Source organism: Scandinavium hiltneri (assembly GCF_024764835.1).
Lineage (GTDB): Bacteria > Pseudomonadota > Gammaproteobacteria > Enterobacterales > Enterobacteriaceae > Scandinavium > Scandinavium hiltneri.
The window spans coordinates 947057-960531 of sequence record NZ_JALIGE010000076.1 but is presented as its reverse complement, the minus strand read 5'-3'; the positions used below and the strand labels follow the sequence as shown (position 1 = coordinate 960531).

Below are 13475 nucleotides of genomic sequence, written 5' to 3'. Positions count from 1 at the left end.
GTGAAAACGGAACAACCATTATGGGGCAGGGGGATTATGGTCTCGCCCCAGCATTTTCAGCAACAGGCTGCGTATGCAGCCTGGTCTGCCGAATGTATTGCCCGGATGGGACTCAATCAGCCCTGGGGAGTTATCGAGTCTGTCTTTGAAACTGATGCTCTGAAACTCGGGCACCTTCAGGCTCGTCATCTGCTTGTTCGTTTTCAGGATGGCACGCTGATTGACACAGACAATGCGGATGCGCTGCCGCCAGTGCTGGCACTTGACACGGAATCCGATGAAACGTTGGTGGTGCTTGCACTACCCCTGCTGCGTGCCAACGGTGGCAATTGTCTGAAGGCTGACGAAGTGGCGGAGCGGCCTGTCCGCTATCGGCAGCGCTGGCGCGATATCCGCAATCAGTTTGGTGATGATAATCGCCAGATTGCGGTGATACAGCCGGAGTTGGTTCTGCGTTTTGCTAGCCAGAATAACAGCGATTATCTCACCTGCCCGGTGGCCCGCCTGCGGCAGGATTCGCAAGGCGTCTGGTCACTCGACGAGACTTTCTTACCGCCAATGTTGATGGTGCAAAGCAGTCGCTGGTTGATGACGCAGCTCGAACAACTTATGACGCAACTGCGTACCCGCCTGACTCGCCTGATGGCGATGCGTCGAGAGAGTAACGAGCGCATGGCGGATTTCGCCGTAGCCGATGTCTCGTTGTTCTGGCTACTGAATGCGCTGAACAGTGCTGAACCGATCCTGGGACAGTTTCTGCGTAATCCACAGAGCCCGGTTGAGCGACTGTATCCGGAACTGGCACGGCTGGCAGGTAGTCTGCTGACTTTTTCGCTGGAGCACCAAGTCAGTGCCATTCCGGCTTGGCAACATGAACAGCTGAATGACGTCTTCCCTCCGTTGTTCGATCTGCTAAGTGAGCTGCTTGAAGCGAGTCTTCCATCGCGAGTGGTCTCAATTGATCTCACTCACGATTCGCGTCTGCGTCTCTGGCTGGCTCGCCTACAGGATCCTCGTCTTCGGGAAGGGGTGGATTACTACCTCTCCGTTCGTTCTTCACTGCCTGTGGTGCAACTGCAGGAGCAATTCCCGCTGCAATGCAAAGTGGGAAGTCAGGATCATGTCACCAGCATTGTTAACTCATCGCAGCGCGGTGTGCCGTTGAAACCCTTGCAACATGTCCCTGCAGCCATTCCGTTACGCCTTGAAAACCAGTATTTCTCACTCGACCTCTCACACCCGGTCGCTATAGAGATGTTGGCCAGTGGTAGCTGCATGTTCTATGTCCCGGGCATGCTCGGCGAACCTGAACTTGAACTCTTTGCGGTACTGAGAACATGAGACAGAAAGAGAGCTGTGATATCGATGCGCTGTTGCAGGATACCTGGCTTCAGGTAATCAGCCTGCGTCACGGTCCAACCTTTAAGGATGGGGAAGGGCGCTTACTGTGGGAGCGCTGTGTTGCTGACGTGGAGCGAGTACAGCAGTCGTTGAAAGCGGCGGGATTGGACGAAGCCAGCTGTAAGAACATCCTGTATGCACAGTGTTCACTATTAGACGAAGCCGTCAAAGGCCGTGGCGTGGAAGATGATGCCTGCGTGCAGTGGTATGGCATTCCGCTACAGGGCTATTTTCTTGGCACCCTGGATGCGGGCGATGAGCTGTGCAATCGCATGCGTGATGTACTGCGTGAACCGGCCCCTGACAGCGTGGAACTGACCTGCTTTCATCGGGTGATGATGCTGGGTTTCCTCGGCGGATACTCTTCACTCAACGATCCGGAGCGCGAGAAACTGGTCAAGGCGCTCGCCCAGCAGGTTCCGCCATTCAGTTACCCTCAAAACCATCCTGTTTTGGCCGACGCTAAAGCGGGGCGTGGGGTTGGCGGTCTCTTTGCATCCTGGCCAGTCCGAATTGGTTTCAGCGTGCTGCTGCTGGCAGCGTTGTGGTGGGGGCTAAATCACTGGCTCGATCAGATGCTGGTCACGCTGTTATCGGGGGCGATGAAATGAGTCCAGTGCAGCAGCGCTTGCTGGTCCTGTGGGCCGCACTGTTGTCCGCGATTGTCTGTATGGGCTTTTTGCCTGTCTCTCGGCTGACTTCTGTTCTGTTACTGCTTGCCATCTGGGCACTGATCGGTGCGGTCTGGTATATCGCCAGTCGTCGCCATGAGTATGAGTCCGCGGTGCGGCTCGATAATCTTCCGGAAGCGACGTATCGCCAGCCGGTCGTATTGGTTTGTGGTGATTTACCACAGTCATGGCCGGATGACACGTCTGTCCTGACGGTCGCTCAAGGCTGTTGGGTCCGGGTTGATGCAACTCAGGATCTGAGTCAGTTCGCGGAGCAACTTTTATGGCTGCGCCCAGACTGGGGGCGACAACTGTCGGTGATGGTCACGGTATGCCCACAACAGCATGCTGAAACCGAAACGCTCACCAGTTACCTTCTGGCATTGCGTTGGCAAGTGAGTCAGATACGACGTAACACCGGTCACAGCATCCCGCTAGTTCTCAACGGTGTGGTGGGCAGTGCCATGATGAGTGACACGCTCTGGCAGGCGGCTATTCCTGAGGAAGGCGTCAGCGTCTGGCGTGAGTCCTCAGCCCCTTGCTCGATTGCTTGCTGGGTGACAACCGGTGGTGCAATGGCTCTGCAGCAACAGGTGCTGATGAATAACCTGATGACCTGGTTCCATCACCACGTCAAAGCGGTCTTTAAAGATGACAATTCGGATATTCCTCGGGTGCTGCCGACGGCGATGCTATGGGGAATGGGGCCGTCGCTGAAGAGTGCGCTGCAGCCTTCTGTCTGGACAGGCTACTTGGCGCAACGTACCGCAATGCACAGCGTAGCAGGTTTGCAGCCTGTGGACAGTGAGGCTTCGTCGATGAAGTTGTTGCCGGATTTTGTCCTGCCGCTGTTGCCAGAAGGGCAAGGTATGACACCGCGTCAGCGAACATTGAGCAAAGGGCTAACGATCTTCACACTCGCCGGCGTGCTTGCATTGGGCAGCAGTGGCTGGAATAACCGCGAGTTAATACACCGTCTCAGCTTTGACATTAAGCGCTATGACCGTATTTCGATGGATGATTACAGCCCTAAGGCCAATGCCGTGAACGTGTTGCGTGAAGATGCCGCTCAGTTGGATTTTTGGGCCCGCAATGGAGAACCCGTTCGTATGAGTCTGGGACTCTATCAGGGGGAACGCCTGCGAATGCCGGTCCTTGATGCCATTCGGTCCTATATTCCGCGGCTTCCGCCGCCAAAACCAGCAGCGAAAACGGAGCCTAAGATTATCCGTCTCGACAGCATATCCCTGTTCGATTCAGGAAAATCCGACCTCAAACCCGGCTCGACCAAAGTGCTGGTGAATTCGCTGGTGGGTATCAAAGCCAAGCCAGGTTGGCTGATTGTGGTCAGCGGGCACACCGATAATACCGGCACGCCGCCGCTGAACCAGACGCTGTCCCTGAGGCGTGCCGAATCGGTGCGCAACTGGATGCGTGACACCGGTGACGTGCCGGAAAGTTGTTTTGCGGTGCAGGGCTATGGCGCAAGCCGGCCGGTCGCAACCAATGACACGGCGGAAGGCCGCGCAGCTAACCGTCGTGTCGAAATCAGTCTGGTACCACAGGCGAATGCCTGCCAGGTAGTGGGCAAATCCCCAGCGTCATCGCAGGATGATGACGCTTCATAACACAATGGAGAGTAATTTCATGGCTATTCCTATTTATCTGTGGCTGAAAGACGACGGCGGTGCGGACATTAAAGGCTCTGTAGACGTATATGAGCGTGAAGGCAGCATCGAAGTGGTTGCGCAGGATCACAATCTGTACATCCCGACCGACAACAACACGGGCAAACTGACCGGAACCCGCGTTCACACCCCGTTCAAGTTCACCAAAGAAATCGATTCCTCCACCCCGTATCTGTACAAGGCTGTGACCACGGGTCAAACCCTGAAGACAGCTGAGTTCAAGTGGTATCGCATCAATGACGCAGGCCAGGAAGTTGAATATTTCAACACCAAACTGGAAAACGTCAAGCTGGTGAAAGTCGCGCCGAAAATGCACGACATCAAAGATCCTGCCAAAGAGAAACACAACCATCTCGAAGAGATCGAGCTGCGTTACGAAAAAATTACCTGGACCTACAAAGACGGCAACATCATTCATTCCGATTCATGGAACGAACGCGCCACCGCATAAGCCCACTGCGGACAGGGTTTCCTGTCCGCAGTTTTTTGCTGAGTGCCTGTCTGAAACGGGCTTTCAGCAAAGAAAATCACAATCTGCCTGCCTGACCTGATGCGCTTTAGGATCCTGACCGACAGGAAACAGCGAAGGGCGGTAGCGTGTCCGGGAACTTATAAAGAGAAAATCTCATGGAAAATCCAGCCATCCTGTTGCGACGTCTGAACCCTTACTGTGCCCGTGCGATGGAGGGCGCGGCTTCGCTCTGCCAGACCCGTGCTCATGCGGAAATTTTGCCAGAGCACTGGCTGCTGAAACTGCTGGAGCAGGGTGAAGGCGACCTGAGCGTGCTGGCGCGCCGTTACGAATGGGATATGGACGCGCTGTGGCAGGATTTGCTCGGCTGGCTGGACAATCTTCCGCGCTCGGTACGTGGGAGACCGGAGTTGTCCGACAGCATTCAGACGCTGATGCAGGAAGCGTGGATGTTAGCGTCGCTTTCCGGCGAAGAACAGATCCGAAGCCACCACCTGCTGATGGCGCTGGTCGGTAAACCGAAACTGGCGCGCTGCGACGGCCTGTGGCCACTGCTGACGCTGGGCCAGAATCAGCTTGAGCGTCTTCGCCCGCTGCTTGATGCGCAGTCCGACGAGCGTCCGGAAATGCAGCAGGAGGCAGAGCTGGCTCAACAGGGGGGGGATGTCGAAATGGTCGGCCGTCCGGTGAGGGCCGAAATTCGCGAAGGTGAGCTCAACCCGGCACTGCAAAACGCGCTGGATAAATTCACTCTCGACGTCACCGCCAAAGCGAAAGAGGGCAAAATCGATCCGGTGTTTGGCCGCGATACGGAAATCCGCCAGATGATCGATATCCTCTCCCGTCGTCGCAAGAACAACCCTATTCTTGTCGGGGAACCTGGCGTCGGGAAAACTGCTCTCGTGGAAGGCCTGGCGCTACGCATTGCCGAAGGCAACGTACCTGAATCGCTGAAAACCGTCAGCCTGCGGACCCTCGACCTTGGCCTGTTGCAGGCAGGCGCGGGCGTGAAAGGTGAATTTGAGCAACGCCTGAAAAACGTGATCGATGCTGTACAGCAGTCGCCGAATCCGGTGCTGCTGTTTATCGACGAAGCGCACACCATTATCGGCGCGGGCAATCAGGCGGGCGGGGCAGATGCGGCTAACCTGCTGAAACCGGCGCTGGCGCGCGGTGAACTGCGCACCATTGCTGCCACTACCTGGAGTGAGTACAAACAGTATTTTGAACGCGATGCGGCACTCGAGCGCCGCTTTCAGATGGTGAAAGTCGACGAGCCGGACGACGAGACGGCCTGCCTGATGCTCAGAGGCCTGAAGTCCCGTTATGCCGAACACCATAATGTGCACATCACCGACGCAGCCGTCCGTGCCGCCGTGACGCTGTCGCGCCGCTATCTGACGGGGCGTCAGTTGCCGGATAAAGCCGTCGACCTGCTCGACACCGCGAGCGCCCGTGTGCGCATGAGTCTTGATACCGTGCCGGAGCCGTTAACGCGTATGCGCGCGCAAATCACGACCCTGGAAATCGAGAAACAGGCGCTACTGGAAGATATCGCTGTTGGAAGCAGCAGCCAGGGCGAGCGTCTGGTGGCGATTGAGCAGGAAGAAATCCGCCTGTTTGTCGAACTGGACGAGCGTGAGACGCAGTACGGTCAGGAACTGTCGTTAACGGAACAGCTGCTGGAGACCCGCAAGGATATCTCCCGTCAGAGTGAGACCCGTGACCTGCAACAGCAACTGGATGGCATGCAGCAGAACAGCCCACTGTTATCTGTGGACGTCGACACCCGCACCATCGCCAACGTGATTGCCGACTGGACCGGGGTGCCTCTCTCTTCGCTGATGAAGGACGAACAGACTGAACTGCTGCACCTGGAAGGGGAAATCGGCAAACGCGTGGTGGGCCAGGATGTGGCGCTTAACGCCATCGCTCAGCGTCTGCGGGCGGCCAAAACCGGACTCACCTCCGAGAACGGCCCGCAGGGCGTGTTCCTGCTTGTCGGCCCGAGCGGCACCGGGAAAACCGAGACCGCGCTGACCCTCGCGGATGTGCTGTACGGCGGTGAGAAGTCACTCATCACCATCAACCTGTCCGAGTACCAGGAGCCGCATACCGTCTCCCAGCTGAAGGGCTCGCCACCGGGCTATGTCGGCTACGGTCAGGGCGGCATTCTGACCGAGGCGGTGCGCAAACGCCCGTACAGCGTGGTGCTGCTGGATGAAGTGGAGAAAGCGCACCGCGACGTGATGAATCTGTTCTACCAGGTGTTTGACCGCGGCTTCATGCGCGACGGCGAAGGGCGAGAAATCGACTTCCGTAACACCGTGATCCTGATGACCGCCAACCTTGGTAGCGACCCCCTCATGCAGCTGCTGGATGAACAGCCTGAAGCCACCGAAGGCGACCTGCACGAACTGCTGCGCCCCATCCTACGCGACCACTTCCAGCCCGCGCTACTGGCCCGTTTCCAGACCGTGATTTATCGTCCGCTGGCGGAAACCGCGATGCGCACCATCGTGCAGATGAAACTGGAGCAGGTCAGCAAACGCCTGCACCGTCACTATGGCCTGAAAACGCATATCGGCGAAAGCCTATTCGATGCGCTGACGTCCGCCTGCCTGCTGCCTGATACCGGCGCGCGCAACGTCGACAGCCTGCTTAATCAGCAAATTCTGCCGGTGCTGAGCCAGCAGTTGCTGAGCCACATGGCGGCGCAGCAGAAACCGAAGTCGCTGACGATGGGCTGGAGCGAAGAGGCGGGGATTGAGCTGGGGTTTAACACGGGTATTACTTCTGGCGAAGGAGTGAACGCATGAGTACTGGCCTTCCGATAAGATTCAGCCACAACCACCATCTGCTGGCGGTAAATGGCTGTAATTCAGATCTGGACGTGCTGGCCTTTGAAGGCCTGGAAGCCCTGAGTAAGCCGTTCAGCTACCGGGTGGAGTTTACCAGCAGCGACCACGGTATCTGCCGGGAAGTGATGCTGATGAGGCCTGCCTCACTAACGCTGCAGGCCCCGGTAGACCAGGGCTACGGTATTAAAATTCAGCAGCCGGTGCGGGTCATGCAGGGGGTGGTCAGCGGGTTTGAACGCCTCAATACTTCGGAAGATGAGACCCACTACGCACTGACACTGACTCCACGCCTGGCCCTGCTAGATCGTTCGCACCAGAATGCTATTTACCAGGACATGTCCGTCCCACAAATCGTGGAAAAAATCCTGCGTGAACGCCATAACCTGCGTGGCCAGGATTTCCTGTTCTCACTGACGAAAGCCTATCCACGCCGTGAGCAGGTGGTGCAGTACGGTGAGAATGACCTGCACTTCATCACCCGTTTGCTTGGTGAAGTTGGCATCTGGTTCCGCTTTACCACCGATACCCGGCTGAACATTGACGTGGTGGAGTTTTACGACAGCCAGCAGGGCTATGAACAGGGTTTGACTTTGCCGTCTGTGCCGCCGTCAGGCCAGCACGCGAAGGGCGTGGATTCAGTATGGGGCATGGAAAGCCATTACAACGTGGTGCAGAAGCAGGTCAGCACCTGCGATTACAACTACCGGCAGGCCACCGACGACATGAATACGCAGGTCGATGCGACCCGCGGAGATACCACGACCTACGGAGATGCCTATCATTACGCCGACAATTACCTGACAGCGGGCAGTGCCTATGACCGCAATCCGGCCCCGGAGTCCGGTGCGTTTTATGCCCGTCTGCGCCACGAGCGTTACCTCAACGGCCAGACGACACTGGCGGGCATCACCAGCTGTCCGACACTTTCCCCGGGTCAGGTCCTTAAAGTCACCGGTGGTCATGAAGTGACAGAGACCTTCAGCCAGGGTGTGGTTATTACCGCGATGAACAGCCAGGCCCGACGTGATAAAGATTTTAAGGTCGAGTTTGATGGCATACCGGATGACAGCGATTACGGATTCCGTCCGCAGCCAGGCACACGCCCGGTAATGGCCGGGACGTTACCGGCCCGTGTCACCAGCACCACTGAAAACGACACCTACGGTCATATCGATAAAGATGGGCGCTACCGCGTCAACATGCTGTTTGATCGCGACAATTGGGAAAACGGATTCGAGAGCCTGTGGGTGCGGCAGTCCCGCCCGTATGCTGGAGACACCTATGGTCTACACCTGCCGCTACTGGCGGGGACTGAAGTGGCGATTGGCTTTGAGGACGGCAACCCCGATCGGCCGTACATCTCAGGGGTATTACACGATTCGGCGCACGGCGACCACGTCACCATCCGCAACTACAAACGTAACGTGCTGCGCACCCCGGCGAATAACAAAATTCGCATGGAAGATGAGCGCGGGAAAGAGCACGTCAAGGTCAGCACCGAATACGGCGGCAAGAGCCAGCTGAACCTGGGGCATCTTGTGGATGCGGAAAAGCAGAAGCGCGGGGAAGGCTTTGAGCTCAGAACTGACAGTTGGGGGGCGATACGAGCCCAGAAAGGGATGTTCATCAGCGCTGACGGCCAGGCAAAAGCACAAGGACAGGTACTGGAGATGCAGGCGGCCCTGGATGAACTTGAAGCTGCCCGTAAAGTGACTGAAGGGCTGCGGCATGCCGCTCAGGCTGCCCAAGCGGAACTGTCAGATTTGACAAAACAAACGTCTTTAATGAACGACGCGCTTAACCAGCTTAAACGTCAAGCATTACTACTTTCGGCACCCTCCGGAATCGCTCAGGTCACACCTGCAAGCCTTCAACTCTCAGCAGGTGAAAATATGATTGTTACAGCGGGACAAAATGCCGATTTCAGCGTTGTGAAAAAATTCACTTTAGCAGTGGGTGATGTTTTGAGTCTTTTTGCTCACAGGATGGGAATTAAGATGTTTGCCGCTGAAGGCAAAATCGATATTCAGGCCCAGTCGGATGCACTTAACGTGTTTGCGAAAAAACAGCTAACTGTAGCTAGCGCCGATGACAGCATTATTGTATCAGCAAAAAAACAAATCCTACTTAACTGCGGAGGCTCATTTATTAAATTGAGCGATGCAGGGGTGGAAATAGGCACAGCAAAAAATGTCACTCTGAAATGCCTTGCCGTCCAGCAACAATCTGCTGCAGCGATGAATTCGAAACTGGATCTGCCGTCAGGATGTAAACCTGGCGTAACAAGCGCGGCACAGCAGCAAAGCGCTGTTGTTATTCTCGGTTAGTAGGAGAGGAAAATGACAAAACGATTAGCAGTTATAGGGGATAAAACCTCAAACGGAAAAGTAGTATCCGCAACCTCCAATTATTTCAGTACAGGAAAGCGCGTTGCACAAAACAACGATCTCGCCTTGTGCTCAGTGTGCAAAGGTGCCTTTCCAGTCCAGGGAACTGCACTGGGCATTGTCAGTAATGGCCTGCTGCTTGTTCAGGATCAGGATCGTGTGCTTTGCCAGTGCCCTGAACACAAGGTAACCGCAGGATCGAATTTTTTCACCGGATAAAATAAAACTCCGTGACTGACAGGACTATTTAAAAAAGGAAGCGTTTATGGCGTGCCAGGGATTATGCACCACGAAAGGGCTGACAGTGCTGCCGGTGCGATATGCGGTAGTGCCCGACATTATTAATGCCAGTTTGCCGGGCTGGGCAGAGGATGCGGCCATCACAGGCGTCAGTCTGGGCAATGGCGAAAAATACGTGCTGCGCGCCCTTCGCCAGGGCTATCTTTATGTCTTTTATGAAAAAGGCAGGAGAGGAAATAATTACTGGCAGTGCTATAGCGTGGCGCCGGATGGTTCGCTGTGGCTGCAGCACATGGCTTCCAGCCCGGTGGTAGCGGATGAACCCCTGTGTGCCAGCGGCGAACATATTGCGCAAAACGTGGAGTTCATGAGCATTGAGACGCCGGACAAATGCGGCAATGTCTGGTTTGCGTTCAGTCAGTATCCGTGGGAGCAGGAAACGCTGGACCGGTACGGTTCAGATGCAAAATCCAGGGCTGAACGGATGCAGAAAGTCATGCCTTCAGTCGTGGGAGCACAGCGCTCGAAAACAGGCACTGACGCAACAGAGTCCAGTCTGAACCAGGTGCTGGATTATCAGGCGGCGCCGGTCTTTGGTCTGTTGCCAGGCCCGGATGATGGCGGTGTGCAGAGGGTCAGCCGGGCGACGTCGCTCTGGGACCCGGCAGTGGAAGATGTGTGGCGGGTGAACGATGAGATTGTGAAGTCGCAGTCCAGCCTTTATCCCTGGGCCCGGGGCCGCAGCGGGGGGGCAGAAGCGACAGTTACGGCGATGCAAAACCGAAGTGAAGGTATGACGCCGCTGATACTGCCGCTGTGGGACCCGGTGGGGATAGTGCATGAACTCAATGGCTGGAGCCAGGATGTGCTGGGACGTCAGGCGCAGTTTCTGCAGGAGCGGGAGCTGGAGCTGTCGACGAAAGCGAATCTTGATGCGTTAAAAACGTTACTGAGTGAGAACGCGCAGGAGAGAGGAGAGGTGGTGCTGACACGGTTTGCGCAACCTGAAAACGCGATGCTGTCGGATACGTTTCTGGATGCACGACTGCAGACGCTGGAACAGCGTTATCAGAGCAAACCTGATGTGCTGGCGCAGGTCAGGGCGGATGACAAATTAGTCAGGCAGTGGCACGGGCAGAATGTAACGGCGATGTACCCTGAAAACGTATTACTGAGCTCCCCCGAGCCGCTGGCTGCGCACCAGCGACGGGTTGCAGAGATTAAGGCGCAGGTTGATAAAGAGCTGGCTGAACGGCCACAAAACTTCACCGATGCGAGAGCAAAAAGCTGGGCACCGTATCAGAAAAGGCTGAATCAGATACGGCTGGACAATTTTGACACCTGCTACAGAAGTCTGGGCGACAAAGTGAACGAGCTCTTTCAGAAGAGAATAGTCAGCGTGGTGAACTGGCTCAGTGCGCCGTTGCTGGTGACGGTTCTCGATGATTTTCATTGTACGGCAGAGCGTGCGGGGGTGTTTTACCAGTCAGCGGTGAGTATGGCACTCAATAGCATCAACAGTTGCCCGGCGGGCGCAGAAAAAATAGACGGCTGGTGGCAAGAGTACAGCACGACGAACCGGGGCAACCTGCTGTGGCGACACGTCAGTGCGAATAATCCTGAGCTGATGAGTGAGCTGGAGCCGTTACTGGCGACGGTAAAATCCAGGAAGGATGAAGAGGTCACGCCGGTAACGGCGACGGTGGTGACCGCCACCCTGATGCAGCAGGCCGGAAACCTGAAGAAGCTGAGTGGGTATTACCAGAAGTCCCTGAGTACGGTCGTCAAAGGGCTGAGGGAAAATGCCAGTAAACTGGAAGCTGAGATTTTCAAAACCGATGCATTTATTGTGACCGTGGGAGACCGGGTAAGCCGGATCCTGCGAGTGGATAAGATGGGGGAGAAGCTGTCGACCACGGCATTTCGTCTGGTGTTTATGGTACGAGCGGGTATTCCATCGGAAAAAGTGCACGGAATGGTGAATAGCTACCTCCATGATGCCCCGGCCCTGCGCAGCGCGGTGCTGGCAGGTATCCGCAGCAGTAAACGTTTTATGGCCAGCCAGAGCGAAGTGGTGACCATAAGGCAGACGTTAAGCAGCAAACTGGAAGAGCATTTTGCGACAGAGAAAGGCAGGGGAGAATACCGTCTGGCAGGAATAAACAGCCTGTTACTGGTACTGAATGCGGTGGATTTTATTTATCTGTGCGGGCAGGTACAGGATGACAAAAAGCCGCTGTCGAGCCTGATGGCCAGCGGACTGGCGATGGTGAGTCAGGGGACATCGGTATTTCTACCGGCGATAGAGAAAGGGCTGGAGGCACGGCCGTTGACAGTGGCATGGCTGAAGGGAGCCGGGGCGGCAACGGGAGGCGTGGCATCGATGTTTTCGGTGTATGCGGATGGTGCTTCGGCTGTTAGCGAATTTCAGAATAATCGTTTTTTCTTAACGACTGTTTTAGGGCTAAAAACACTTGTTGATGGTTTAGGGGCTTTAAAATCAGTCGGCCTTCTGCTCGAACTGATAGATAAACCCCTTGCTCAAAAAGCCGCAGGGAAAATCACTGGTTTTCTGGCTGTGGAGTTTTTAGGTATCAGAGTACTGGCGGTACTGATGACCTGGGAAGCCATGGTGGCTATTACGTTGCTGCAGGTGATAGCCATCTGGATATCAGACGACGAGCTTCAGCTGTGGTGCAAGAAGTCTGTTTTTGGAACTGCCCCACTCAACCGAACACTGGCGGTGCAGGATAAAGCTCTGGAAGCGGCTATAAAGGATGTTGTATGACTGTAGACGAAAAGAAAAAAAAATATGCCCGATACATTAAGGCCGAAAAGCTAAGGGATTTACGCACAAAGCAAGAAATCGAACTGATGAATGGCAGACCGTGGACACGGGAGCTGCCACCACCACCGGTGCTGCCGCCGTATGGCCCGCTGGAGAAAATCAGTGGACGGCTGGATTCTTTCAGCTCTGAGCCATTCAAAGAATACTTTGATGTGAAGGCGTACCGCATCAACCCTTTGCCAGAGGTTTCAGATTCTCAGCTCGGGCGGGCTGCAGCCATGGCAATCGCAGTAGGAAGTCCGGGTTTAGGTAGTGTAATGATGAGCGAAAGTGATTCTGTGTATGATTCAGCTGAATATGTTCAGGGGCAAATTAATGGTAAGCCGTTTCGTGGTTGGGTCGGACGAACAAGATTACAGGCTGGAGATAAAGTTGAAATGGCAGTTGATTGGCAACATGACCACTATGAGGTTTATGCAATCACTTTGCCAAAAGAAGGTATAATTTCAATCTGTCCTAAATGTGATATGGGGCATATTTCTCATGTTTTGTGGCGAGTTAAAAATATGTTCTTTCTTACCGCGTTACTATTTTTTGCAATTATGCTTGTAGTTATTATCCACTCGGTGACTGAAGGTGATTGGAAGGGTGGGGGATTTATTTTTGAATATTGGTGGCTATTTGTTATGGCTTTAGGTATCAATCTCTCTATCGCCGGTTTAATAGCATTTGCAGCCTGCAGGGCTTACATTCCAACTATTTGTAGGTTTTCGGAGGAAATATTTAAGGTTCTAGGCATGAAAAATCCTTCGCGAATCAATCTGAATAGAACCACTAAACAAAAGGAGCTGCATCTGAAGGATATCGGAGAATGGCATGATCCGGAAGACCTTTCAAAGCCACTATGTCCCACCCAAAAATTCGTTTATTCAGCTGAAAGCTGGTTTTATTATTGACCTGTTCATTT

At 54.9% G+C, this 13475-nt stretch carries 9 protein-coding genes; all 9 read left to right on the top strand.

The window, feature by feature from the left end; genetic code table 11:
• The 9 genes from tssK (at nt 1) to MUU47_RS21915 (ending at nt 13464) form a co-directional block, all read left to right on the top strand.
• Nucleotides 1-1341 (top strand): type VI secretion system baseplate subunit TssK, encoded by a 1341-nt coding sequence (tssK, locus tag MUU47_RS21955; RefSeq protein ID WP_258990278.1) that lies wholly within the window; start codon nt 1-3, stop codon nt 1339-1341.
• Nucleotides 1338-2012 (top strand): type VI secretion system protein TssL, short form, encoded by a 675-nt coding sequence (gene tssL / locus MUU47_RS21950; protein WP_258990276.1) that lies wholly within the window; start codon nt 1338-1340, stop codon nt 2010-2012. The genes tssK and tssL overlap by 4 nt, the downstream gene beginning before the upstream one ends.
• The gene (locus tag MUU47_RS21945) at nt 2009-3700 is read left to right on the top strand and encodes an OmpA family protein (protein ID WP_258990275.1); all 1692 of its coding nucleotides are present in this window, start codon (nt 2009-2011) and stop codon (nt 3698-3700) included. The genes tssL and MUU47_RS21945 overlap by 4 nt, the downstream gene beginning before the upstream one ends.
• Nucleotides 3701-3719: 19 nt before the next feature.
• A complete protein-coding gene (locus tag MUU47_RS21940) occupies nt 3720-4211 on the top strand; it encodes an Hcp family type VI secretion system effector (protein WP_258990273.1) in 492 nt (163 codons plus the stop codon).
• Nucleotides 4212-4387: 176 nt separating this feature from the next.
• Complete coding sequence (gene tssH / locus MUU47_RS21935; protein ID WP_258990272.1) at nt 4388-7051, top strand: type VI secretion system ATPase TssH; 2664 nt, start codon at nt 4388-4390, stop codon at nt 7049-7051.
• Nucleotides 7048-9420: a type VI secretion system Vgr family protein gene (locus MUU47_RS21930; protein WP_258990270.1), complete on the top strand. Its 2373-nt coding sequence runs from the start codon at nt 7048-7050 to the stop codon at nt 9418-9420. Before tssH ends, MUU47_RS21930 begins: the two co-directional genes overlap by 4 nt.
• A 12-nt stretch (nt 9421-9432) precedes the next feature.
• Complete coding sequence (locus tag MUU47_RS21925) at nt 9433-9699, top strand: PAAR domain-containing protein (RefSeq protein WP_258990268.1); 267 nt, start codon at nt 9433-9435, stop codon at nt 9697-9699.
• A gap of 46 nt (nt 9700-9745) precedes the next feature.
• Nucleotides 9746-12508 (top strand): T6SS effector BTH_I2691 family protein, encoded by a 2763-nt coding sequence (locus MUU47_RS21920; protein WP_258990267.1) that lies wholly within the window; start codon nt 9746-9748, stop codon nt 12506-12508.
• Nucleotides 12505-13464 carry a putative type VI secretion system effector gene (locus MUU47_RS21915; protein ID WP_258990265.1) on the top strand — a complete coding sequence of 320 codons (960 nt, stop codon included), beginning with the start codon at nt 12505-12507 and terminating at the stop codon, nt 13462-13464. The genes MUU47_RS21920 and MUU47_RS21915 overlap by 4 nt, the downstream gene beginning before the upstream one ends.
• Nucleotides 13465-13475: the final 11 nt, after the last annotated feature.